20 protein-coding genes are annotated in these 22847 nt (G+C 57.9%); 14 read left to right on the top strand and 6 right to left on the bottom strand.

The window, feature by feature from the left end:
• Nucleotides 1-22 precede the first annotated feature (22 nt).
• The 4 genes from RGV06_RS17750 to RGV06_RS17765 all read left to right on the top strand — a co-directional run bounded on the left by RGV06_RS17750 (nucleotide 23) and on the right by RGV06_RS17765 (nucleotide 5153).
• Nucleotides 23-652 (top strand): heme acquisition protein HasA, encoded by a 630-nt coding sequence (locus RGV06_RS17750; protein ID WP_019824087.1) that lies wholly within the window; start codon nucleotides 23-25, stop codon nucleotides 650-652.
• Nucleotides 653-766: 114 nt separating this feature from the next.
• Nucleotides 767-2512, top strand: a complete 1746-nt coding sequence (locus RGV06_RS17755) for a type I secretion system permease/ATPase (protein WP_322150710.1) — start codon at nucleotides 767-769, stop codon at nucleotides 2510-2512.
• Nucleotides 2509-3837, top strand: a complete 1329-nt coding sequence (locus RGV06_RS17760) for an HlyD family type I secretion periplasmic adaptor subunit (RefSeq protein WP_322150712.1) — start codon at nucleotides 2509-2511, stop codon at nucleotides 3835-3837. Before RGV06_RS17755 ends, RGV06_RS17760 begins: the two co-directional genes overlap by 4 nt.
• Nucleotides 3838-3866: 29 nt before the next feature.
• On the top strand, nucleotides 3867-5153 hold the full coding sequence (locus RGV06_RS17765) for a TolC family outer membrane protein (protein ID WP_416194582.1): 1287 nt from the start codon (nucleotides 3867-3869) through the stop codon (nucleotides 5151-5153).
• Between the two features lie 118 nt (nucleotides 5154-5271).
• Here the strand turns inward: RGV06_RS17765 and trmA are convergent, their stop codons facing one another.
• A complete protein-coding gene (trmA, locus tag RGV06_RS17770) occupies nucleotides 5272-6360 on the bottom strand; it encodes a tRNA (uridine(54)-C5)-methyltransferase TrmA (protein ID WP_019824078.1) in 1089 nt (362 codons plus the stop codon).
• Nucleotides 6357-7652: an NCS2 family permease gene (locus RGV06_RS17775; protein ID WP_019824076.1), complete on the bottom strand. Its 1296-nt coding sequence runs from the start codon at nucleotides 7650-7652 to the stop codon at nucleotides 6357-6359. The genes trmA and RGV06_RS17775 overlap by 4 nt, the downstream gene beginning before the upstream one ends.
• Nucleotides 7653-7862: 210 nt before the next feature.
• On the opposite strand from RGV06_RS17775, the gene RGV06_RS17780 reads away from it, so the two are divergent.
• On the top strand, nucleotides 7863-8300 hold the full coding sequence (locus RGV06_RS17780) for a DUF4879 domain-containing protein (RefSeq protein WP_322150717.1): 438 nt from the start codon (nucleotides 7863-7865) through the stop codon (nucleotides 8298-8300).
• 105 nt (nucleotides 8301-8405) lie between these two features.
• Here the strand turns inward: RGV06_RS17780 and RGV06_RS17785 are convergent, their stop codons facing one another.
• Complete coding sequence (locus tag RGV06_RS17785; protein WP_019824072.1) at nucleotides 8406-9635, bottom strand: MFS transporter; 1230 nt, start codon at nucleotides 9633-9635, stop codon at nucleotides 8406-8408.
• 405 nt (nucleotides 9636-10040) lie between these two features.
• Between RGV06_RS17785 and RGV06_RS17790 the strand changes: the two genes are divergently transcribed.
• The 3 genes from RGV06_RS17790 to RGV06_RS17800 are packed head-to-tail and all read left to right on the top strand — an operon-like array spanning nucleotide 10041 to nucleotide 12716.
• Entirely contained in the window at nucleotides 10041-11480 is a 1440-nt protein-coding gene (locus RGV06_RS17790; protein WP_019824070.1) for a cytochrome ubiquinol oxidase subunit I, read from the top strand.
• 3 nt (nucleotides 11481-11483) lie between these two features.
• Nucleotides 11484-12491, top strand: a complete 1008-nt coding sequence (gene cydB / locus RGV06_RS17795; protein WP_019824068.1) for a cytochrome d ubiquinol oxidase subunit II — start codon at nucleotides 11484-11486, stop codon at nucleotides 12489-12491.
• A gap of 57 nt (nucleotides 12492-12548) precedes the next feature.
• Nucleotides 12549-12716, top strand: coding sequence for a DUF2474 domain-containing protein (locus RGV06_RS17800; protein ID WP_019824067.1), 168 nt, complete (start codon nucleotides 12549-12551; stop codon nucleotides 12714-12716).
• A 57-nt stretch (nucleotides 12717-12773) separates the two neighbouring features.
• Here RGV06_RS17800 and RGV06_RS17805 read toward each other — a convergent pair whose 3' ends face one another.
• Together RGV06_RS17805 and RGV06_RS17810 are read right to left on the bottom strand one after the other, a co-directional pair.
• Nucleotides 12774-13898, bottom strand: coding sequence for a methyltransferase (locus RGV06_RS17805; protein ID WP_019824066.1), 1125 nt, complete (start codon nucleotides 13896-13898; stop codon nucleotides 12774-12776).
• A 154-nt stretch (nucleotides 13899-14052) separates the two neighbouring features.
• On the bottom strand, nucleotides 14053-14766 hold the full coding sequence (locus RGV06_RS17810) for an autoinducer binding domain-containing protein (RefSeq protein ID WP_082113417.1): 714 nt from the start codon (nucleotides 14764-14766) through the stop codon (nucleotides 14053-14055).
• Nucleotides 14767-15134: 368 nt separating this feature from the next.
• Between RGV06_RS17810 and RGV06_RS17815 the strand changes: the two genes are divergently transcribed.
• On the top strand, nucleotides 15135-15911 hold the full coding sequence (locus tag RGV06_RS17815; RefSeq protein WP_019824064.1) for a ferredoxin--NADP reductase: 777 nt from the start codon (nucleotides 15135-15137) through the stop codon (nucleotides 15909-15911).
• Nucleotides 15912-15983: 72 nt separating this feature from the next.
• Here RGV06_RS17815 and mscL read toward each other — a convergent pair whose 3' ends face one another.
• The gene (gene mscL, locus RGV06_RS17820) at nucleotides 15984-16397 is read right to left on the bottom strand and encodes a large-conductance mechanosensitive channel protein MscL (RefSeq protein WP_019824063.1); all 414 of its coding nucleotides are present in this window, start codon (nucleotides 16395-16397) and stop codon (nucleotides 15984-15986) included.
• A 281-nt stretch (nucleotides 16398-16678) separates the two neighbouring features.
• On the opposite strand from mscL, the gene katB reads away from it, so the two are divergent.
• The 5 genes from katB (at nucleotide 16679) to RGV06_RS17845 (ending at nucleotide 22792) form a co-directional block, all read left to right on the top strand.
• Complete coding sequence (katB, locus tag RGV06_RS17825) at nucleotides 16679-18220, top strand: catalase KatB (protein ID WP_019824061.1); 1542 nt, start codon at nucleotides 16679-16681, stop codon at nucleotides 18218-18220.
• 134 nt (nucleotides 18221-18354) lie between these two features.
• Complete coding sequence (locus RGV06_RS17830) at nucleotides 18355-18885, top strand: ankyrin repeat domain-containing protein (protein ID WP_322150722.1); 531 nt, start codon at nucleotides 18355-18357, stop codon at nucleotides 18883-18885.
• Nucleotides 18886-18930: 45 nt separating this feature from the next.
• Nucleotides 18931-20298: a DNA repair protein RadA gene (gene radA / locus RGV06_RS17835; RefSeq protein WP_019824057.1), complete on the top strand. Its 1368-nt coding sequence runs from the start codon at nucleotides 18931-18933 to the stop codon at nucleotides 20296-20298.
• 214 nt (nucleotides 20299-20512) lie between these two features.
• On the top strand, nucleotides 20513-22579 hold the full coding sequence (locus tag RGV06_RS17840) for a carbon starvation CstA family protein (protein WP_019824056.1): 2067 nt from the start codon (nucleotides 20513-20515) through the stop codon (nucleotides 22577-22579).
• 15 nt (nucleotides 22580-22594) lie between these two features.
• On the top strand, nucleotides 22595-22792 hold the full coding sequence (locus tag RGV06_RS17845; protein WP_007937254.1) for a YbdD/YjiX family protein: 198 nt from the start codon (nucleotides 22595-22597) through the stop codon (nucleotides 22790-22792).
• Nucleotides 22793-22847: the final 55 nt, after the last annotated feature.

Here is a 22847-nt window from a genome sequence, read left to right on the forward strand (position 1 = left end):
ATCTAAGGAAGAAGTTCAAGTCATGACTATTTCAATTAACTATAGTTCGTTTGTTGGTTCTGATTCGATTGGTGACGTGCTTAGCGATTGGGCCCAGGGTTTTAAAACTGCGGGTCACGGTCTAAGCAATACCGGTGGTTTCAATAGTGGCGGCCGTGCTCAAGATGGTGAGCAGTATGCGACGCATGGTGCCAATAATTCGGACTACGCCTTTATCGCAGGAAGCGATACCAGCAATGGCCTGCATTATGTGTATGACCCTAAAGTCTCTGCTGGCGACAACATGAACCATTACCTGTGGGGTGAACTGGACAGCGTGAGTTTGGGTGAAGTGCTGACTGGTGGTTCGGGCAGCGCGTTTGGCCTGGGCGACTACACCGTCTCCTTCAACGGCCTCGACCTGTCCGCCGCCAGCGATGCGGGCCGTGCTGGCAACGCTGTTCAAGACGTGATCTACGGCCTGATGAAAGGCGACGTATCGGGTCTGGAAGGCGTGCTCAACAACCTGCTGAGCGGGTTCGGCCTGAGCACCGATTCAACCTTCGACCAACTGGCGGCAGCTGGCCTGGCTCACGCCGATGCACCGCTGGCGGCTGATATCAGCCTGGTGGGCGTGCAAGAAGTGGTTCAGGACTGGGCTCTGGCGGCGTAACTCCCGCTCACTTCAGTGAACTCCAATCCTGTGGGAGCCGGGCTTGCCCGCGATTGCATCGCAGGCAAGCCAGGCTCCCACAGGGTTTTCGGCCCACTTCCTCGGAATCCTTCCATGACCCGGCCCAAAGCCAACGAGATGCTGGCTGCCTTGACGGCCTACAAACGCGCTTTTTTCAATATTGGCCTGTTCTCGGCCGTGATTAATTTACTGATGCTGGCGCCGGCGTTGTACATGTTGCAGGTGTATGACCGGGTGCTGGCATCAGGCAATCAAATGACCCTGTTGATGCTGACGCTGATGATCCTCGGCCTCTTTGGCCTGATGGGCGCGTTGGAATGGGTGCGTAGCCAGGTGGTGATCCGCCTCGGCACGCAGATGGATATGCGCTTGAATCAGCGCGTCTACGACGCCGCGTTCGAAGCGCAATTGCGCACCGGCAACCCGGCGGCCGGGCAGGCGCTGAATGACCTCACCAGCCTGCGTCAATTTGCGACTGGCAATGCCCTGTTCGCATTCTTCGATGCGCCGTGGTTTCCGGTGTACCTGTTTGTGATTTTTATGTTCAGCCCGTGGCTGGGGCTGCTGGCCCTGGGCGGTGCGGTGCTGTTGATGATACTGGCGTGGGTCAATCAACGCGTCTCGCAAGCCCCACTTAAAGCCGCCAGTGAGTTGTCGGTGCAAGCCACCCAGCAAGCCAGCGCCCATCTGCGCAATGCCGAGGCCATCGAGGCCATGGGGATGCTCGATACCTTGCGTGGGGGCTGGCTGGCACAACACACGGCTTTTTTGGCACAGCAAAATCTGGCCAGTGAAAAGACCGCCACGGTCAGTGCCTGGTCAAAAGGTGTACGCCTGGCCCTGCAGTCGCTGGTGCTGGGGCTCGGCGCCTTGTTGGCGGTACAAGGACAAATCACTGCCGGGATGATGATCGCCGGCTCCATCCTGATGGGCCGCGTATTGAGTCCCATCGATCAGTTGATTGGTGTGTGGAAGCAATGGACTTCGGCGCGGTTGGCCTATCAACGTCTCGACGCTTTGTTGCAGGCCCATCCGCCGCGCCCGGTGCGCATGGCATTGCCTGCGCCACAGGGCGAGTTGTCGGTGGAGCAATTGAGCGCCAGCGCTCCCGGCACCCGTCGCGCCACCCTGGCCAACCTGAGCTTCACCCTGCCGGCCGGGCAAGTGATGGGGGTGATCGGGCCTTCTGGCTGCGGCAAGTCGACCCTTGCCCGGCTGTTGATTGGGGTGTGGCAGCCGCTGGCGGGCAAGGTGCGGCTGGACGGGGCTGAGTTGTCGCAGTGGGACAAGCATCAGCTCGGGCCTCATCTGGGGTATTTGCCCCAGGACATCCAGCTGTTTGCCGGGACCATCGCGCAAAACATCGCACGCTTTGCCGAGGTGGATGCCGACAAGGTGTTGGCCGCTGCGCAACTGGCCGGGGTGCATCAGCTGATTCTGCAATTGCCCGAGGGGTATGAAACGCGCCTGGGTGAAGGCGGCGCAGGGCTGTCCGGCGGGCAGAAGCAACGCATCGGCCTGGCCCGTGCACTTTACGGCTTGCCAGCGGTGATCGTGCTCGACGAACCCAACTCCAACCTCGATGAAGCCGGGGAACAGGCCTTGTTACAAGCCATTGCCCAGCTCAAACAGCACAAGCGAACACTGATTTTGATCACCCATAAACCCAATGTGCTGACCCTCACCGACTACCTGTTGATTCTGCGCGAAGGCCAGCTGCAAGCCTTTGGCCCCACGGCCAAGGTGCTTGGTGCGCCCGCTGCAGCGAAATCTGCGGCGCCCAAGCCTGCTATGAATGTGAGCTATCGGCTCGGTACGGCAGAGGCGGGCAAGGCATGAAGTATTCGAACGCCAAGGTCCCTGGGGACAGCAATGTGCTGCAACTGGATGACACACGCTATTCGCGTTTGGGTTGGCTGTTGATGCTCGGCGGCTTTCTCGGGTTTCTCGGCTGGGCCGCTTTGGCGCCGCTGGACAAGGGCGTCGCGGTGTCGGGCAAGGTGATGGTTTCGGGCCATCGCAAAGTGGTGCAGCACCCCAGTGGCGGGATTGTTGAGCGGATCGACGTGCGTGATGGCGACAAGGTGGTTGCCGGTCAGGTTTTGATCCGGTTGAAGGAAACCCCGCTGTTGGGTCAGGCCCAGTCGTTGCGCAGTCAGTTTTACGGCTCACTGGCCAGTGAAGCGCGGCTTAATGCCGAGCGCGATGGCGCACTGGAGGTCAGTTTTCCGACAGAGTTGACGACACTGGCGGCGGCGCCTGAAGTGGCGTCCAACCTGGCGTTGCAACGCCAACTGTTCGACAGCCGACGTCAGGCCTTGCTGCTGGATCAGCAAGGTATCCACGAAAGCATCGCAGGCGCCGAGGCGCAGTTGCGTGGGGTACGGGACTCCCAGGCCAGTAAAGTCCTGCAACGTACGGCGCTCACCGAACAACTGCAAGGTTTGCGTGAGCTGGCGCGGGAAGGGTTTATCCCGCGCAATCGCCTGCTGGACAGCGAGCGGGTGTACGCCCAGGTACTGGGCTCCATCAGCGAAGACTACGGTCGCATCGGTCAATTGCAGCGACAAGTGTTGGAGATGCGTCTGAAAATTCGGCAACTGGCCGAGGAGTATCAAAAGGAAGTCCGAACCCAACTGGCCGACACCCGAGTGCGCACCGAGGATCTGCGCAACCGGCTGGCATCGGCCGAGTTTGAGTTGGCCAACAGCCAGTTGCGTGCCCCGGTGGCCGGGATTGTGGTCGGACTGGACGTGTTCACCGAAGGCGGGGTGATCAAACCCGGTCAGGCACTGATGGAAATCGTGCCCCAGGGAGAACCCCTGCTGGTTGAGGCGCGCGTGCCGGTTGAACTGGCCGACAAGGTTCACCCAGGCTTGCCGGTAGAGTTGATGTTCTCGGCCTTCAGCCAAAGCACCACGCCAAGGGTTGCAGGCGAAGTGACACTGGTGTCGGCGGATCGCCAGGTCGATGAGCGCACGGACGAGCCGTATTACACGCTACGCGCACAGGTCAGCGATGCGGGCATGGCCCAACTGGCCGGGCTGCAGATTCGCCCGGGCATGCCGGTTGAAGCATTTGTGCGCACGGGCGAGCGCTCGATGCTCAATTACCTGTTCAAGCCGTTGCTCGACCGCACGCATATGGCGTTGGTGGAGGAATGACGGTGCGCCAGTTCTTATGTGGATTACTGATGGCGTGTGCTGGGCCGGTACAGGCGATGGGGTTGCTGGAAGCCTACGATCTGGCGATTCGCAACGACCCGACCTTCCATGCTGCCATTGAAGAGCGGGCGGCAGGGGAGGAGAACCGCGCCTTGGGTCGCTCGGCGTTGCTGCCCACCCTGTCGTGGAACTACAACAATTCGCGCAACGAGTCCGAAGTCACCCAGGCCAGCACTCGGACCGACCGCGACTACCGCAGTTATGCGGCGACCTTGACCTTGCAGCAACCGCTGCTGGACTACGAAGCCTACGCACGATTCCGACAAGGTGCAGCGCAGGCGCTGTTTTCTGATGAGCGCTTTCGCAGCAAAAGCCAGTATCTGGCGGTGCGCGTGCTCAGTGCCTACAGCCAGGCGCTGCTGGCGCAGGAGCGGATCGAATTGAGCCGGGCGCAAAAGCGCGCCTTTGCCGAGCGCCTGCAACTCAACCAACGGCTTCTTGAAGGCGGTGAGGGTACTCGCACCGATGTGCTGGAAACCCAGGCGCGCCTGAGCATGGCGGTGGCTGAAGAAATCGAGGCGCAAGATAATCAGGACGCAGCCTTGCGTGAGCTGGAGGCGATGCTTGGTGAGCCGCTGCAGGTCGAGCAGCTTGCCCCGCTGGTGGCGCATTTTGTGATTCTGCCACTGGAACCTCAGCGCTTCGAAAGCTGGCGCGAACTGGCGTTGGCCAATAACCCGGAGCTGGCGTCGCAGCATCACGCGTTGACCTCGGCCGAGTATGAGGTGGAGCGCAAGCGGGCCGGGCATCTGCCTAAGCTCAGCTTGTATGCCAGCAGCCGTCAGACCAGCTCCGATTCGGAGAGCACCTATAACCAGAAATACGACACCAACAGCGTGGGCATTCAGCTCACCGTGCCGTTGTTTGCAGGAGGATCGGTGTCGGCATCCACCCGTCAGGCCGCGCGGCAACTGTCCCAGGCTCAGTACGAACTGGACGCGCAAACAGCGACGACGCTGGTGGACCTGCGCAAGCAATACAACCTCAACAGCAGCGCGGCGGCCAAGGTGCGTGCGTATGAAATGGCCGTTGAGTCTGCCGGTGCCCTGGTGCAGGCGACGCAGAAAAGCGTGAGTGGGGGCGAGCGGGTCAATCTGGATGTGCTGGATGCCGAACAGCAGCTGTTCAGTGCCAAGCGGGATTTGGCTGAGGCGCGCTATGCCTATTTGCTGGCGCGGGTGCAGCTCAAGTACTACGCGGGGTTATTGAATGAAGGGGATTTGCGGCAGGTGGCGGGGTATTTTCGGGCCCATTAAACATGGCCAAATTGCGGCGTGGCCTTCGCGGGCAAGCCCGCTCCCACAGGTATTGCGCTGATCCTGTGGGAGCGGGGTTGCCCGCGATTCGGTCGACACGGTGTATCAGAACCTGTGTTTACCGGCGAACCAGCAACACGCCCGATTCCATGTGGTGAGTCCACGGGAATTGGTCAAATACTGCGCAGCGCTCAATCCGGTGAGTATCGTGCAGTTGGGCGATGTTCTCGGCCAATGTGGTGGGGTTGCACGAGATATACAGGATGTTGTCGAAGCGGCGTGTCAGTTCGCAGGTGTCCGGGTCCATGCCCGCACGCGGCGGGTCAACGAAAACGCTGCCGAACTCGTAGCTTTTCAGGTCGATGCCCTGCAAACGACGGAACGGACGCACTTCATTCAGGGCTTCGGTCAGTTCTTCGGCTGACAAACGTACCAGCGTGACGTTATCCACAGCGTTGTCGCGCAAGTTGTTGAGCGCGGCATACACCGAGGTCTTGCTGATTTCGGTGGCCAGCACTTTGCGCACGCGAGTGGCCAGTGGCAGGGTGAAATTGCCGTTGCCGCAATACAGCTCAAGCAAATCATCCGAACGCTCGCCCAATGCCTCGTATGCCCAATTGAGCATCTTCTGGTTGACCGTGCCGTTGGGCTGGGTGAACGCGCCTTCAGGCTGTTGGTAGGTGAAGGTGCGACCCGCCACTTCCAGCGCTTCGACGACATGATCGCGGCCGATCACAACACGTTTGCCCTTGGAGCGGCCGATCACGCTGATATCGAGGTCTTTGGCCAGCTGCTCGGCAGCGGTTTGCCAGTGCTCGTCCAACGGGCGGTGATAGCACAAAGTGACCATCGCATCGCCTGCCAGGGTGGTCTGGAACTCCACCTGGAACAGCTTGTGGCTCAGGGGGGCGCTGGCTTTCCAGGCCGACTTGAGTTGTGGCATCAATTGGTTGATGCGCAGGCTGGCAATCGGAAATTCTTCGATCAGGATCGGTGTGCGCTTGTCATCTTGCGCGAACATGGCGTAGTGACGCTCGCCCCCTTCGCGCCACAGGCGAAATTCGGCCCGCAGACGAAAGTGCTTCAGGGGCGAATCGAACACCTGGGGTTCTGGCGCATCGAAAGGCGCCAGCAACTCGCGCAGACGCTGGGTCTTGGCCTCAAGCTCAACGGCGTAGGTAGCAGAATCAAACGGCAAAGCACTCATGCAGGAAACCAACCTAGCTTGACGACAAACAGAACCGACAGAATGATCAGCGGCGCATTAAGCTCGCGGGCCCGGCCCGACAGCAGCTTGATCACAGTCCAGGAAATAAAGCCGAAGGCGATGCCGTTGGCGATGGAGTAGGTAAACGGCATGGCCAACGCGGTGATCACCACCGGGGCGGCAACGGTGACGTCGTCCCATTCAATTTCGGCTAGGCCGCTCATCATCAGTACCGCAACAAACATCAGTGCAGGTGCTGTGGCGAAGGCTGGAACGCTGGCGGCCAATGGCGAGAAGAACAACGCCAGCAGGAACATGATGCCGACCACGATGGCGGTCAGGCCGGTACGGCCACCGGCGCTCACGCCTGCTGCCGACTCGATGTAGCTGGTGGTGGTCGAAGTACCCAGCAACGAACCGGCCATGGCCGCGGTGCTGTCAGCGATCAGGGCGCGACCCATTTTTGGCATGTGTCCGTCTTTGCCCATCAAGCCAGCGCGCTTGGCCACGCCGATCAATGTGCCGGAGTTGTCGAACAGGTCAACGAACAGGAAGGCGAAGATTACGCTGATCAGACCGATGTCCAGGGCGCCCTTGATGTCCAGTTGCAGGAAGGTCGGGGCCAGGGAAGGTGGCATCGACACGACGCCACCGAAATCGGTGACGCCCATTGCAATGGAAGCAATGGTCACGGCCAGAATGCCGATCAGCACCGCGCCCCGTACTTTCATCGCTTCCAGGGCAACAATCAGTGCAAAGCCCAGGGAGGCCAGAACCACTTTTGGCTGAGTCAGATCGCCCATGCCGACCAGCGTTGCCTTGTTGGCAACCACGATGCCGGCGTTACCCAGGGCGATCAGCGCCAGGAACAGGCCGATACCGGCGGCAATGGCCGAGCGCAGGGGCAGAGGAATACTGTTGATGATCCATTCGCGGATGCGGAAGATCGACAACAGGAAGAACAGCACCGCCGAGATAAATACCGCACCCAGCGCTACCTGCCAGGTGTGGCCCATGTGCAGCACCACGGTGTAGGTGAAGAAGGCGTTCAGGCCCATGCCCGGTGCCAGTGCAATCGGGTAGTTGGCAATAATGCCCATGGTTGCCGAGCCGATAGCCGCCGCCAGACAGGTGGCAACAAATACGGCGCCTTTGTCCATGCCCGTCTCACCGAGAATGCTCGGGTTCACGAACAGGATGTAGGCCATCGCCAGGAAGGTGGTGATACCCGCAAGAATCTCGGTACGCACATTGGTGTTGTGTGCTTTGAGTTGAAACAGCCTTTCCAGCATGCCAGTCCCCGTGGCGCCAAATGCGCCGTGATTAAATCGTTTTCAACAGCAAAGCACAGACGCGGACCGCCTGAAGAATTTCTGTCTGTCGGAAAAAGCCGCGCATCATACCAGCAGCTCGTACATATGGCTGCTTTGGTTAACCTGCTGGGCCGTGTTTTATAACCTTGATGTGGCAGGCATACTGCGTGCCAGTTTTAGGAGGGATCCATGAAGCACTTCATCACCTCAATTTCAGCCAGTGTTGGCTTCCTTATAAGTGCCGCTATCAGCGCCGTGCCCGCGACGCCCCTGAGCACGGTAGAGATTCTCAAGGTGGCGTCTGTTTCCTGCGCTGTAGAGGATGTGTCCGATGGCCGCGAGCAGACCCGCTGCGACCATGATGGCCCCCACATCAAGGTCTATGTACTGGAGCGCGGTTACGGCGGCCAGCCAAATGTGACACTGGATGGTCAGGAAGTTGACGGAGTTAGGGCTCCGGTCTGTAACCAGGGTCAGGGGCTGGTGGCCTGTAACGGTGCAGGCACCACGGTGGGGCACTTGTATACCTTTGACCTGGGTAGCAAGGACGGCGGCTGGTTCGAGTTCAGCAACACTTCGCTGGTGCCGCCGCACAACCGACTGGGTGTGCGGCTATATATAAAGTGAGATCCTCGCCTGTAGTCGCTGCCGCAGGCTGCGATCGGGCCCGCAGGGGCCGCTCTTTTTAAAGAGCGAAGGTCCTTCGGCCCTTATCGCAGCCTGCGGCAGCGACTACAGGGTTTTGTGCTCTTCCACCATTCGGTCCCGGTTGGCCAAGCCCGGGAACAGTTTTATCCACAGCCCTGTGACGACCAGCGTGCCAACCCCGCCCAACACCACGGCGGGCACTGTGCCCAGCCAGTGGGCGGTGACGCCGGATTCAAATTCCCCCAGCTGGTTGGACGCGCCGATAAACAAGCCGTTGACCGCACTCACCCGGCCACGCATTTCATCCGGGGTCTCCAGTTGCACAAATGAGGCGCGGATCACCATGCTGATCATGTCTGCCGCGCCAAGTACCACCAGCACCGCCATTGAAAACCAGAACGAGGTCGACAGGCCGAACGCGATGGTTGCGACACCGAAGATCCCTACAGCGGTAAACATGACGCGCCCCACCTTGCGCTCCACTGCGAATCTGGCCAACCACAATGACATCAACAAGGCACCGACCGCCGGAGCCGAGCGCAACATGCCCAGGCCCCAGGGGCCGGTCAGCAAAATGTCCTTGGCAAACACCGGCAGCAGCGCCGTGGCTCCGCCCAGCAGGACCGCAAACAGGTCCAGAGAGATAGCGCCTAAAACGTCAGGGCGGCTGCGAATGAAGCGAATGCCCGCGAGCAGGGAGTCCAGCGTGGCCTTGGCTTTGTTCAGTGGCAACTGGCGGGCGGGAAGGTTGCTCATCAGCAGTGCGGCAATCAGATACAAAGCAACACTCGGGCCATAGACCCAGATACTGCCAAATGCATACAGCAAACCGCCAAACGCAGGCGCGACAATGGTGGCGGACTGTTGCGCCGCTTGTGCCGCCGCCACTGCGCGTGGAAAGAGTTCAACCGGCACGATGGAGGGCAGCAGCGCTTGGGTGGCGGGCATTTCGAAGGAGCGGGCGGCACCCAGCAAAAACGCCAGGATAAAGATCAGTTCCCGGGTGATGTGATCGCCTGCACTGCTGATGGCCAGCGTCAGGGCGATCATGGCCTGAACCGACTGGCACAGGGCCGCGACCTTGCGACGATCATAGCGGTCGGCCACATGCCCGGTGTGCAGCATAAACAGCAGGCGCGGGGCGAACTCGATCAAACCTACCCACCCCAGGTCCATCACATTGCCTGTCAGCTGGTAGAGGTTCCAGCCAATGGCCACGGTGAGCATCTGAAACGCACTGGCGGTGAAGATACGGGCAAACCAGAAGGCCACAAATGGCCGGTGATGGCGGAGCAGGAGGGGCTGGCTGGTCATTTAAAAGAGATCGTGGCCGAAGACAGGGAGCGTCGAGACTATCATTGTTTTGTAACAAATAATGACTCGAAATATCACAGTCCTCCCGGACTGCACGCAGGATGGCACAAGCGTTTTTTACGATTCCCTGCGGTTCTTGCAACGGTCTATATCAAGGCCTGAGGCATCGTGTCACGCGACAACAAACCACATTAGCCGTGTGTCAGGAATGGACTACTCTTTCATCGATGCTTGATCCAGATCAAAGCCTGTGGGGTTTTGTCTGAGTGGCCAGCCGGCCAAATCCCTTTGCGTTGTGGTTTTAAAAGCGAACAACGATTCGCGGTGGCCACGGCTTGCGGGGTAGTTGGATCCAGGCAGGATGCCTGGGTCCTCAACGACCTGATACCTGATAGAGGAAGACTTATGTTCGGATTGGATGCTCTCGAGCTCGCCCGAATTCAGTTCGCGTTTACCATATCGTTCCACATCATTTTTCCCGCCATTACCATCGGTCTCGCCAGCTATTTGATGGTGCTCGAAGGTATGTGGCTGAAAACCCGTGACGATACCTACCGCGATCTGTATCACTTTTGGTCGAAAATTTTCGCCGTCAACTTTGGGATGGGCGTGGTATCAGGCCTGGTTATGGCCTATCAGTTCGGTACGAACTGGTCGAGGTTCTCGGACTTTGCCGGTGCTGTTACCGGGCCGCTGTTGACCTATGAAGTACTGACCGCATTCTTCCTTGAAGCAGGTTTTCTGGGCGTCATGCTGTTTGGCTGGAACCGCGTAGGCCGAGGGATGCACTTCTTCTCGACCGCGATGGTGGCACTCGGGACGCTGGTTTCGACCTTCTGGATCCTGGCCTCCAACAGCTGGATGCAAACCCCGCAAGGCTTCGAAATCATTGATGGTCGGGTCATTCCGGTGGATTGGCTGGCGGTGATTTTCAACCCGTCGTTCCCTTACCGCCTGGCGCACATGGCCACGGCAGCCTTTGTAGCCACGGCATTTTTTGTCGGTGCTTCGGCGGCCTGGCATTTGTTGCGCGGTCGTAACACGCCGGCCATTCGCCGCATGTTCTCGATGGCGATGTGGATGGCCCTGGTGGTTGCGCCTGTGCAGGCTCTGATCGGTGATGCCCACGGCTTGAACACGCTGGAATATCAGCCGGTGAAAATCGCAGCAATCGAAGGTCACTGGGAGAACAAACCCGGTGAGCCGTCGCCGCTGATTTTGTTCGGCATTCCCAACATGAAAACCGAAACCACGGACTACAAGATCGAGGTCCCGTACCTGGGCAGCCTGATCCTGACCCATAGTCTGGACAAGCAAATCCCGGCGATGAAGGACTACCCGGCAGCGGATCGTCCGAACTCGACCATTGTGTTCTTTACCTTCCGCATCATGGTTGCGCTGGGCATGCTGATGATCTTTATCGGCCTGTGGAGCGTGTGGCTGCGCAAACGCGGCACGTTGTACGAGAACCGTTGGTTCTTGCGTGCGGTGCTGTGGATGGGACCATCGGGCCTGATCGCTATTCTTGCGGGTTGGTTCACCACCGAGATTGGCCGTCAGCCGTGGGTAGTTTATGGGCTGATGCGCACTTCGGATGCGTCCTCCAATCACAGCGTCATGCAAATGAGCATCACGTTGGTCATGTTTGTCGTGGTGTATTTCTCGCTGTTCGGTGTAGGTATCGGTTACATGATGCGTCTGGTGCGCAAGGGCCCGATCACTCACGAAGGCGATGACGAAACCCACGGTGGCCCAGGCCAGCAACGCACGCCTGCCCGTCCTCTGTCTGCGGCCCATGAGGGTACAGATGAAGGCCACAGCGACAGCCTGACTAAGGGGAATTGAGTCATGGGTATTGATCTGCCACTTATCTGGGCAATCATCATCATCTTCGGGATCATGATGTATGTGGTCATGGATGGCTTCGATCTCGGGATCGGCATCCTCTTCCCCTTTATCAAGGGCGACAGCGACCGCGATGTGATGATGAATACGGTCGCCCCTGTCTGGGACGGTAACGAAACCTGGCTGGTACTGGGCGGTGCGGCGTTGTTTGGTGCCTTCCCGCTGGCCTACTCGGTCGTGTTGTCGGCACTGTACTTGCCACTGATGTTGATGCTCATGGGCTTGATCTTTCGTGGCGTGGCCTTTGAGTTCCGCTTCAAGGCCCGGCCGGAGAAGCGCCATATTTGGGACAAGTCCTTTATTGGCGGCTCGCTCGTGGCCACCTTCTTCCAGGGGGTGGCACTGGGTGCCTTTATTGACGGCATTCCGGTGGTTAACCGCGAGTACGCAGGGGGCGGCCTGGACTGGCTTTCACCGTTCACCGTGTTCTGCGGGATTGCACTGATCGTGGCGTATGCGTTGCTGGGTTGCACCTGGCTGATCATGAAAACCGAAGGCCATTTGCAAGAGCGCATGCACAAGCTGGGTCGCCCATTGGCGTTGGCTGTACTGGTGCTGATGGGAATTGTCAGCCTGTGGACTCCGCTGGCGCACACTGACATCGCCGCACGCTGGTTCACCCTGCCGAACCTGTTCTGGTTCTTGCCGGTGCCGATCCTGGTGTTGGTGACCATGTATAGCCTGCTCAAGGCCATAGCGCGCAAGGCTCACTACATGCCGTTTCTGTTGACCCTGGTGTTGATCTTCCTGGGTTACAGCGGCTTGGGTATCAGCTTGTGGCCGAACATCATCCCGCCTTCGATCTCGATCTGGGACGCTGCGGCACCGCCCCAAAGCCAGGGCTTCATGCTGGTGGGCACCTTGTTTATCATCCCGTTTATTCTCGGTTACACCTTCTGGAGCTACTACGTGTTCCGCGGCAAGGTGACTCACGAAGACGGTTATCACTAGCAGTAAATGCCGCTGTGGCCTGAGGGCCACAGCCTTTTCCCTAGAGGAGGCCCGAACATGGCTGGCAAGGATTATCTAAACGACGTGCAAGAGTGCGAAAAGAAGCCCTTGTGGCAACGCATTGGCTGGTTGCTGGTGATCTGGACCGCCAGTGTGGGGAGCCTGGCAATATTCGCTTGGTTGATTCGGCTATTCATGACCGCTGCGGGGATGAAGAGCCACTGATGGCCAGGCAATAAAAAACCCTCTACGGAGGGTTTTTTATTGCCTGGAAGGGCGCGCTTACTTGCGCGCCTTCAGGATCACAAACTTGGGCGTGGCGGCAACCTGCTCGACGCCACGAAACAGTTTGGCCAGTTTGCTGTGGTAGCCCAGATGGCGATTGCCGACGATGTACAAAGCGCCGCCCACCACCAGCGCCTCACGCGCCTGCTGGAACATGCGCCAGGCCAGAAAGTCCCCCACCACTTGTTGCTGATGAAACGGCGGATTGCATAGCACTACGTCCAGTGAGTCCGGGGCCTGACTGGCCAAACCGTCATCTGCCCGCACAATGACCTCGCGATCACCCAGTGCGGCCTGCCAGTTTTCGCGGGCAGACTGCACGGCCATGAACGATTCATCGACCAGCGTGTACTGCGCCTGCGGGTTATTCAACGCGCTGGCAATGGCAAGCACCCCATTGCCGCAGCCCAGGTCGGCAACCCGGGCAGTGCCCAAATTGTTGGGCAGGTGAGGCAGGAACGCTCGAGTACCGATATCGAGGTCTTCGCGGCAAAACACGTTGGCGTGGTTGAGCAGTTCGATGGCCGGTTTTTCCAGTCGATACCGCGTTGGGTACGGCGATGTGAACGGCCCCAGGGCCTGCGGCGTGGCAATCAGCAAGCGGGCTTTTTTGACCGCCAGCGAGGCCTGCACCGGCCCGATATAGCGCTCCAGCAGATCGCCTGCTGCGCGTGGTAAGTGTTTGACCATCGCAGCTGCAATGACTTTAGCACCGGGTGCCAATTGGCCTTGCAGGCGGATCAGTTGCTCTTCAAGCAGCGCCAGAGTTTTGGGGACACGCACCAGTACGCAGTCGAAAGGCCCGACCAGAGGCTCGCTGGCGGGGATGATCGATACCGCATCGTAGGCATGCCCGTTGAGCACCAGATTCTTTTCCAGCGCCTGCAAGGCGAGAAAGGAGTCGCTGCTGCTGGTGACAGGCAGTGTGCTGACGAGACTGACTGCCAGTGCACCAAAACTGTCATTAAGCACCAGCACCCGGCTGTTCGCGGGCAGCGCCTGCTCGGCCAGGTGATTTAGCAAATACTCATCCGCCGCATCAAAGGCCTGCAAAGGCTCGTTTTGCTGTTCGGGTTGGCGGATCAGGCGAAGTTGGGCGAAGGGGCTTTCTAGCACAGGCATTTATACAAACTCTGAGGAATCGGCAGCTGCATGGCCAGCCCCTGAGAGAGGGATGGCAAGCAGAGGAGTCCGTGGGTTTTACAGGTAGGCGTGATTTTACTTTTTTTTGCCGCAGATTGCCTGATGCGTTTGTCCGCTGTAGAGCAGAGCGCGTTTAAAGCAGGCCAAATCTGGCAGCCATGACCACGGCCGAAGTCTTGTTGCTGGCCCCCAGTTTTTTCATTGCGCCGCTTATGTGAAAGTTCACGGTACGGGTGCTGAGGCTCAGAATCATGGCAATGTCGGAAGCAATTTTGCCTTCGGCGGTCCACTTCAGGACTTCTATTTCCCGTTCGGACAAACGGATGATGTTGATCGCCAGTCTGTGGCGCAGGTGACAGCGTTCGAGCATGGCGCTGTGTAACTGGTTGCACAGCCAAAGCACATTGGCAGCCTTGCCTGAAAATTCGTCTTGCGACACCGGTGGGTCTTTTCTGGCAAGGCTCAACATACTCACTACGCCATTGGGGTCGTGCACCGATTGCGTCCAGCCATATGCCAGCCCGCAGACTTGTGTGGCTTTCCATTGGTCGGGGGCATCACGAAAAATATCGGAGCTCCAAATAATGGGCATGATCGACAGCTGGCAGTGAGTCATGAGCGGGTTTTTGTGAAATAGGGGGCCTTTTTCATACCGTTCGACATAATCATTTGGATAGTTGGTTATTACCTTACTACTCGTTGTTATGTTTCCATGCCGCGGAATCATGCGAAAGAAAAAGTAATCAAAACCGTACTCTTCAATTCGTTTGAGTGTGTCAGAGCAAAGGTCGGCCTCACTTATGCAAGAGAGGTATTGGTTTTTGCTGATTGAATGATGTGCGGTCATAAGGCGCTCCGGCGGCCCGACAGTCAGTGGGTAGTAGCGTGTGAGGTGCTATTAAGATTATTTTAGATGTTGTTTAAGATATTGCTGTGTATTAAAAAATATAAATGTAAGACGCACGAGTTGAGTGTTTATATATGCAGGTGGTCATTTAAACAGCGTGTTTATTTATACTTTTTTGGGTTTGTATATATAGCTGTCGTGCTGTTTTTAAATAGATTGGATCCCAGGAGTGTGCGGGTTAATTAACACTCATCTTGCCTGCGGCATAGGGTTTGGGCTTGGAGGCTGTCTTAAAGCCATCACCAACCATAGGTGTTTCTCTTGGCGTCTTTGGGCGACACTAGAGGCATTCGCCAATGGAGTGCCCCATGACTGCCAGCGCAGAAAAATTTACCCAGCAGACGCTTCTCGATGTCAGACCGCTGACCCCCGGACTGTTCACATTGCGTACCACGCGCGACCCGGGCTTTCGCTTTACTGCAGGCCAGTTTGCCAGGCTTGGCGTGACCAAGGCTGATGGCAGCACGGTTTGGCGCGCCTACTCCATGGTCTCTTCACCCCATGACGAGTTTTTGGAGTTCTTTTCGATTGTCGTGCCAGGGGGGGAATTCACCAGCGAGCTCAGTCGTCTTGAGGTCGGCGACACCCTGTTGGTGGAGCGTCAGGCCTTTGGTTTTTTGACCCTGGACCGTTTTGTTGACGGGCGTGACCTCTGGTTGCTGGCAACGGGTACGGGCATTGCACCGTTCCTGTCCATCCTCCAGGATTTTGAAGTGTGGGAAAAATTCGAGCGCATCGTGCTGGTTTACAGTGCCCGCGAAGCTCGCGAGCTGGCTTATCAGGACCTGATCGCCGGCTTAAGTTCCCGTGATTACCTTGCCGAATATGCACACAAACTTGTCTATGTTCCGATCGTCACCCGTGAGCATGTGCCCGGTGCATTGAACGGGCGTATGACTACGCTGATCGAAAATGGGGAACTTGAGCAGGCTGTTGGTGTTGAACTGACCCGCGAGCACTCGCGAGTCATGTTATGTGGCAACCCGCAAATGATTGATGACACGCGCAAGTTGTTGAAGGCCCGCGACATGCAATTGAGCCTGAGTCGCAGGCCTGGGCAAGTTGCTGTTGAGAACTATTGGTAGTGCGCGTTTTATATGTCATGCAGCATTAAATAAACAACGGCGCCCATAGGCGCCGTTGTTTATTATGGACAGTTAAGGTCGGTTATTTTGAACTTTAAGCAGGTCGCGAATTTCGCCCAGCAGTTCCTCTTCTTTGGACGGAATAGGCGGGGCGCTTGGAGCGACTGCCTCTTCACGCTTCAGACGGTTGATTGCCTTTACACCCATAAAAATGGCAAACGCTACGATGATAAAGTCGATCACGCTCTGGATGAATTTACCGTATGCCACGACCACCGCTGGCGCATCGCCAACGGCAGCTTTAAGCGTAATGGCCAGGTCACTGAAGTCCACGCCGCCAATCAACAACCCCAGCGGTGGCATGACCACGTCACCCACGAAGGACGAAACGATTTTGCCAAATGCCGCGCCGATGATGATACCGACGGCCATATCGACCACGTTCCCTTTGACCGCGAAGGCCTTGAACTCACTTATCACGCTCATAGGTAATTCCTTGTTACAGATGAAGTTGGTAGATGCAGTGTAATTCAGCATGGAAGATCATGCCTGCGCCGCTGCTTGCTTGTGGCGCAATAATCGACCCGTTCTAACACCCTAAGGTTTCAGCAGGCCTGCAAGTCGCGCTCAATACGCGATTGATTACCCCAGTGCCAGACCTTTTTCTCAATGGACTGTTTGAGACCTTTCTATTTAGGATTTACCCCGCAGCCCTCTAGCCTTTGGTCAGCGCGCAGTTGCGCAAACCATCATCAGAGGACTCACCCATGACCACTCCCTTAGGCTTCGGAGCGCTTTCGCAGCGCCGACTGCTATGTGTTTTAAGTGCCAGCCTGCTATCGGTTTCGGTTCACGCCTCAACCCTGACCCGTGATAACGGTGCTGCTGTCGGTGATAACCAGAACTCTCAAACCGCAGGGGCCAGTGGCCCGGTGTTACTGCAAGATGTGCAGTTGTTGCAGAAGCTTCAGCGTTTTGACCGCGAACGTATTCCGGAACGTGTGGTTCATGCTCGTGGTACGGGCGCGCACGGTACATTTACCGTCACCAATGACCTGAGCGACCTGACTAAAGCCCGAGTGTTTGCCGCTGGCGAAACCACTCCGGTGTTTGTGCGTTTCTCTGCGGTAGTGCATGGCAACCATTCCCCCGAAACCTTGCGCGACCCGCGTGGCTTTGCCACCAAGTTCTATACCGCTGACGGTAACTGGGACCTGGTAGGCAACAATTTCCCAACCTTCTTTATTCGTGATGCGATCAAGTTCCCGGACATGGTTCACGCCTTCAAGCCGGACCCGCGTACGAACCTTGATGACGACTCGCGCCGTTTTGACTTTTTCTCCCACGTCCCGGAAGCCACACGCACCTTGACCGAGCTGTACTCCAACTCGGGCACCCCGGCCAGTTACCGCGAAATGGACGGTAATGGTGTGCACGCTTACAAACTGGTCAACGCCAACGGTGACGTACGTTATGTGAAGTTCCACTGGAAGAGCCTTCAGGGTTTGCACAATCTTGACCCGAAACAAGTCACACAGGTTCAGGGCCAGGATTACAGTCACATGACCAACGATCTGGTGACTCACATCAACAAGGGTGACTTCCCCAAGTGGGATTTGTATGTACAGGTCCTCAAGCCTGAAGACTTGAAGTCGTTCGATTTTGATCCATTGGATGCGACCAAAATCTGGCCGGGCGTGCCTGAGCGCAAAGTCGGGCAGATGGTCCTGAACCGTAATCCGGCCAATGTGTTCCAGGAAACCGAGCAGGTGGCCATGGCCCCGGCCAACCTGGTACCAGGCATCGAGCCATCAGAGGATCGTTTGCTGCAAGGCCGGGTGTTCTCGTACGCCGATACCCAGATGTATCGCCTGGGAGCCAATGCCCTGCAACTGCCAATCAACGCGCCGCGGGTTGCGGTGAACAATGGTAATCAGGACGGTGCGATGAATATCGGCCATACCAGCAGTGGCGTGAACTACCAGCCGAGTCGTCTGGAACCGCGTGAAGAGCCGCAAGCGGCGCGTTACAGCGAAATGCCGCTGTCGGGCAGTACACAGCAGGCGAAAATTCAGCGTGAGCAAAACTTCAAACAGGCAGGCGATCTTTACCGTTCATTCAGCAAGAAAGAGCGTCAGGACCTGATTGAAAACTTCGGCGGATCACTGGCGACAACAGACGATGTAAGCAAGCACATCATCTTGTCGTTCCTCTACAAAGCTGATCCCGAGTATGGCATTGGCGTCACCAAGGTAGCCAAGGGCGACCTGAACCGGGTCAAGTCACTGGCTGCCACATTGGTGGATTAACCCCCACGCCCGCTTTTGTGTGAGCGGGCTTGCCCGCGATGGTCTCGCCGCCGTTTGCCCGTCATGCCGCGTCGCTCGCATCGCAAGCCAGCCAACTCCCACACAGGCCTGTGGGTATTGAGGAGTCGTGCACCATGCGTTTTTTTGTTTCTTGGATCCTGCTTCTGGTCAGCGGGCAGGCGTTGGCCGGTGAGTCCGACGTTCGGGAGCAGCTTCAGGGCTACTATTTCGACGCGGCCCGGCGTGGCGATGTGGCGATACTCGATACTTTTATCGAGTCCGGTTATGCGCTGGATACTCAGGACAGCAAGGGTTATACCGCGCTGATTCTCGCGGCCTATAACGGCCAGCCGGAGGCGGTTGAGCGTTTACTCTCAGCAGGCGCCAATGCCTGTGTGCAAGACAAACGCGGTAATACAGCCCTGATGGGCGCGATTTTCAAAGGCGAGCTCAACATCGCCCGGCGCTTGATGTTGACGGACTGCAATCCTGATCAACGCAATGGCGCAGGGCAGACTGCTGCCATGTATGCCGGATTGTTCAAGCGGGTTGAGCTGCTCAATGACTTGTCTCGCCAAGGTGCCAACCTGAATGCTGAAGATGCACTGGGCAATACTGCCGCTCGGCTGGCCAATGGCGAAATCCGTATGCCTGTGTCGCGCTGATCAAAGCTCAGTGGGCTATCATCGCGGTTTTTCCGTGGAGTTCAGATGGCCAAGCCCAAGCGCATTTACGGCTGCACCGAGTGCGGCGCAACCTTTCCCAAGTGGGCAGGGCAGTGCGGCGAGTGCGGCGTCTGGAACACCCTGGTCGAAACCATCGTAGAAAGCGGGGCCGCAGCGCCGCCCAGTGGCCGTACCGGCTGGACCGGGCAACAAGCCCAGATCAAAACCCTGGCCGAAGTCAGCATTGCAGAAATCCCGCGCTTCTCCACCGCGTCCGGCGAGCTGGATCGGGTGCTCGGTGGCGGCCTGGTCGATGGCTCGGTGGTGTTGATCGGCGGTGACCCGGGTATCGGTAAATCCACGATCTTGCTGCAAACCTTGTGTCAGATGGCGACGCGCATGCCTGCGCTGTATGTCACCGGCGAAGAGTCTCAGCAGCAAGTGGCCATGCGCGCCCGCCGCCTGGGGCTGCCGCAGGATCAGCTCAAGGTGATGACCGAAACCTGTATCGAAAACATCATCGCCACCGCCAAGCTTGAAAAGCCCAAGGTCATGGTGATCGACTCGATCCAGACCATCTTCACCGAGCAACTGCAGTCGGCACCGGGTGGCGTGTCCCAAGTGCGAGAAAGTGCGGCGTTACTGGTGCGCTATGCCAAATCGAGCGGTACGGCGATTTTTCTGGTGGGCCACGTGACCAAAGAGGGCGCGCTGGCCGGGCCGCGCGTGCTGGAGCATATGGTCGACACCGTGCTGTATTTCGAAGGCGAGTCTGACGGGCGCTTGCGTCTGTTGCGCGCAGTGAAAAACCGGTTTGGCGCAGTCAACGAACTGGGTGTGTTCGGCATGACGGATAAAGGCCTGAAAGAAGTCTCCAACCCGTCAGCTATTTTCCTGACCCGTGCCCAGGAAGAAGTGCCGGGTAGCGTCGTCATGGCCACCTGGGAAGGCACTCGCCCGATGCTGGTGGAAGTGCAGGCGCTGGTGGACGACAGCCATATGTCCAACCCGCGCCGTGTGACCCTCGGCTTGGATCAGAATCGTCTGGCCATGCTGCTGGCCGTCTTGCATCGTCATGGTGGTATTCCTACTCATGATCAGGATGTATTCCTTAACGTGGTGGGCGGGGTCAAGGTGTTGGAAACAGCGTCGGACCTGGCGCTGATGGCGGCCGTGATGTCGAGTTTGCGCAATCGTCCGCTGCCCCACGACCTGCTGGTATTCGGAGAAGTGGGTCTGTCGGGTGAGGTGCGTCCGGTGCCAAGTGGCCAGGAGCGCCTAAAAGAAGCCGCCAAGCACGGCTTCAAACGCGCCATCGTGCCCAAGGGCAACGCTCCCAAAGAGTCTCCGCCGGGCTTGAAAGTCATCGGAGTGACCCGTCTGGAGCAAGCGCTGGATGCGCTGTTTGAGTAGGGTTTCAAATCTGTAAAAAAACTGCAGGGTTTGAGTGTGGTCTCTGGCCAAGAGGCCGTTGCTGACAGTGGTGCTGCACGGAAAAAATGTGCAGCGCCGCCCAGCAAAAATCCACAAAAGAAGGCTCTAGACCAACGTTAGGGGCTGGCCTTTAGAGCCAAGAGCGCTAAACTCCGGAAGCAGTCTTTCTTGTCCAACTGGCCGGAATTTAAAAATGAATAATAAAAATAGCCTGCTACGCCACATTCCGTGGCTGCTGCTGGCAATTGTAGGAGCCTTCGCCCTTGGCGTCGTAGCGTTACGCCGGGGCGAGGCGATCAACGCCTTGTGGATCGTAGTGGCAGCGGTTGCCATTTATCTGGTTGCTTACCGTTATTACAGTTTATTCATCGCCACCAAGGTGATGCAGCTCGACCCCAGTCGCGCTACCCCTGCGGTGCTCAACAACGATGGTCTGGACTATGTGCCGACCAACAAACACATTCTCTTTGGTCACCACTTTGCAGCCATCGCTGGCGCCGGACCGTTGGTGGGCCCTGTATTGGCTGCACAAATGGGTTACCTGCCGGGTACGCTCTGGCTGATTGCCGGTGTTGTGCTGGCCGGTGCGGTGCAAGACTTCATGGTCCTGTTCATGTCCACCCGCCGCAACGGTCGCTCCTTGGGCGACATGGTGCGTGAGGAAATGGGCAAGATCCCGGGCACCATTGCGCTCTTTGGCTGCTTCCTGATCATGATCATCATCCTTGCGGTGCTAGCGCTGATCGTGGTCAAGGCCCTGGCCGAAAGCCCGTGGGGCATGTTCACGGTGATGGCGACCATCCCGATTGCGATGTTCATGGGCATTTACATGCGCTACATCCGTCCGGGTCGCATCGGTGAAATCTCCATTGTCGGTGTGCTGCTGTTGCTCGGCTCCATCTGGCTGGGGGGCCAGATTGCAGCCAGCCCGGAGTGGGCTCCTGTGTTCACCTTCACCGGTACGCAGATCACCTGGATGCTGATCGGTTATGGCTTTGTCGCGGCAGTATTGCCGGTGTGGCTGGTTCTGGCACCGCGTGACTACCTGTCGACCTTCCTTAAAATCGGCACCATCGTGGCGCTGGCCATCGGTATTCTGGTCACCATGCCAGAGCTGAAAATGCCCGCGCTGACCCAGTTCACCGACGGCACTGGCCCGGTCTGGAAAGGCGGGCTGTTCCCGTTCCTGTTCATCACTATTGCCTGCGGTGCGGTATCGGGTTTCCACGCACTGATTTCGTCGGGTACTACCCCCAAGTTGCTGGATAACGAATGCAACTCCCGTTACATCGGCTACGGCGCGATGCTGATGGAGTCCTTTGTGGCCATCATGGCAATGGTTGCCGCTTCGGTCATCGAGCCTGGCGTGTACTTCGCCATGAACAGCCCGGCGGCCATCGTCGGCGGTGATGTGGTGACTGTTGCGCAAACCGTGAGCAGCTGGGGTTTTGCAATTACCCCGGATGCACTGACTGCGCTGGCCAAGGACATTGGTGAAACCACCGTTCTGGCCCGTGCCGGCGGTGCGCCGACCCTGGCTGTGGGTATCGCTCAGATCCTGCACAACGTGTTGCCGGGCGAAAACACAATGGCGTTCTGGTATCACTTCGCCATTTTGTTTGAAGCCCTGTTTATCTTGACGGCGGTTGATGCCGGTACTCGTGCCGGTCGCTTTATGCTGCAAGACTTGCTCGGCAGCTTTGTGCCTGCACTCAAGCGCACCGAGTCCTGGGGCGCCAACATGCTGGCAACAGGCCTATGTGTGGCGATGTGGGGTTACCTGCTGTATCAGGGCGTGATCGATCCATTGGGCGGCATCAACACCCTGTGGCCGCTGTTCGGTATCTCTAACCAGATGCTGGCGGGTATCGCGCTGATGTTGGCAACCGTTGTGCTGATCAAAATGAAGCGCCAACGCTACATTTGGGTAACCATGCTGCCAGCCATCTGGTTGCTGATCTGCACCACCGTTGCAGGTTTCATCAAGCTGTTCGACGCCAACCCTGCGGTCGGCTTCCTGGCCCTGGCCAACAAGTACAGCACTGCGCTTGAGGCGGGCCAAGTGATTGCTCCGGCGAAAAACATCGACCAGATGCAACACGTGATCATCAACGCGTACACCAACGCCGGTCTGACCGTGCTGTTCCTGTTCGTGGTGTTCAGCATTCTGTTCTTTGCGATCAAAGTGGGCGTGGCTGCATGGGGCAGCAAAGTACGTACGGATAAAGAGTCGCCGTACCAAGCCATGCCGGATGCATAACAGAGGGTTGCAACCATGTTCAATGACCTGAGTCGCCTCGGTAAATACCTCGGTCAGGCCGCACGCCTGATGGTCGGCATGCCCGACTACGACAACTACGTCGAGCATATGCAAACCAAGCACCCGGACAAGCCGGTCATGAGCTACGAGGCGTTCTTTCGCGAACGTCAGGAAGCCCGTTACGGCGGCAAGGGTGGGCCCAAGTGCTGCTAACCCGTAAGGGCTAAGTCGCATCTGACTGTGGGAGCGGGCTTGCTCGCGATGAATG

The sequence above is a fragment of the Pseudomonas sp. CCI3.1 genome, from assembly GCF_034313985.1.
GTDB classification, from domain to species: domain Bacteria; phylum Pseudomonadota; class Gammaproteobacteria; order Pseudomonadales; family Pseudomonadaceae; genus Aquipseudomonas; species Aquipseudomonas psychrophila.

Excerpts from the sequence above, each read along its gene's own strand:
- mscL (WP_019824063.1), bottom strand. The coding sequence starts at position 16,397 with ATGAGCGTGATAAGTGAGTTCAAGGCCTTCGCGGTCAAAGGGAACGTG.
- RGV06_RS17815 (WP_019824064.1), top strand. The coding sequence starts at position 15,135 with ATGACTGCCAGCGCAGAAAAATTTACCCAGCAGACGCTTCTCGATGTC.
- RGV06_RS17785 (WP_019824072.1), bottom strand. The coding sequence starts at position 9,635 with ATGACCAGCCAGCCCCTCCTGCTCCGCCATCACCGGCCATTTGTGGCC.
- RGV06_RS17800 (WP_019824067.1), top strand. The coding sequence starts at position 12,549 with ATGGCTGGCAAGGATTATCTAAACGACGTGCAAGAGTGCGAAAAGAAG.
- katB (WP_019824061.1), top strand. The coding sequence starts at position 16,679 with ATGACCACTCCCTTAGGCTTCGGAGCGCTTTCGCAGCGCCGACTGCTA.
- trmA (WP_019824078.1), bottom strand. The coding sequence starts at position 6,360 with ATGAGTGCTTTGCCGTTTGATTCTGCTACCTACGCCGTTGAGCTTGAG.
- RGV06_RS17765 (WP_416194582.1), top strand. The coding sequence starts at position 3,867 with ATGGCGTGTGCTGGGCCGGTACAGGCGATGGGGTTGCTGGAAGCCTAC.
- RGV06_RS17760 (WP_322150712.1), top strand. The coding sequence starts at position 2,509 with ATGAAGTATTCGAACGCCAAGGTCCCTGGGGACAGCAATGTGCTGCAA.
- RGV06_RS17780 (WP_322150717.1), top strand. The coding sequence starts at position 7,863 with ATGAAGCACTTCATCACCTCAATTTCAGCCAGTGTTGGCTTCCTTATA.
- RGV06_RS17805 (WP_019824066.1), bottom strand. The coding sequence starts at position 13,898 with ATGCCTGTGCTAGAAAGCCCCTTCGCCCAACTTCGCCTGATCCGCCAA.
- RGV06_RS17840 (WP_019824056.1), top strand. The coding sequence starts at position 20,513 with ATGAATAATAAAAATAGCCTGCTACGCCACATTCCGTGGCTGCTGCTG.
- RGV06_RS17775 (WP_019824076.1), bottom strand. The coding sequence starts at position 7,652 with ATGCTGGAAAGGCTGTTTCAACTCAAAGCACACAACACCAATGTGCGT.
- RGV06_RS17750 (WP_019824087.1), top strand. The coding sequence starts at position 23 with ATGACTATTTCAATTAACTATAGTTCGTTTGTTGGTTCTGATTCGATT.
- RGV06_RS17830 (WP_322150722.1), top strand. The coding sequence starts at position 18,355 with ATGCGTTTTTTTGTTTCTTGGATCCTGCTTCTGGTCAGCGGGCAGGCG.
- RGV06_RS17845 (WP_007937254.1), top strand. The coding sequence starts at position 22,595 with ATGTTCAATGACCTGAGTCGCCTCGGTAAATACCTCGGTCAGGCCGCA.
- RGV06_RS17810 (WP_082113417.1), bottom strand. The coding sequence starts at position 14,766 with ATGACCGCACATCATTCAATCAGCAAAAACCAATACCTCTCTTGCATA.
- RGV06_RS17790 (WP_019824070.1), top strand. The coding sequence starts at position 10,041 with ATGTTCGGATTGGATGCTCTCGAGCTCGCCCGAATTCAGTTCGCGTTT.
- cydB (WP_019824068.1), top strand. The coding sequence starts at position 11,484 with ATGGGTATTGATCTGCCACTTATCTGGGCAATCATCATCATCTTCGGG.
- radA (WP_019824057.1), top strand. The coding sequence starts at position 18,931 with ATGGCCAAGCCCAAGCGCATTTACGGCTGCACCGAGTGCGGCGCAACC.
- RGV06_RS17755 (WP_322150710.1), top strand. The coding sequence starts at position 767 with ATGACCCGGCCCAAAGCCAACGAGATGCTGGCTGCCTTGACGGCCTAC.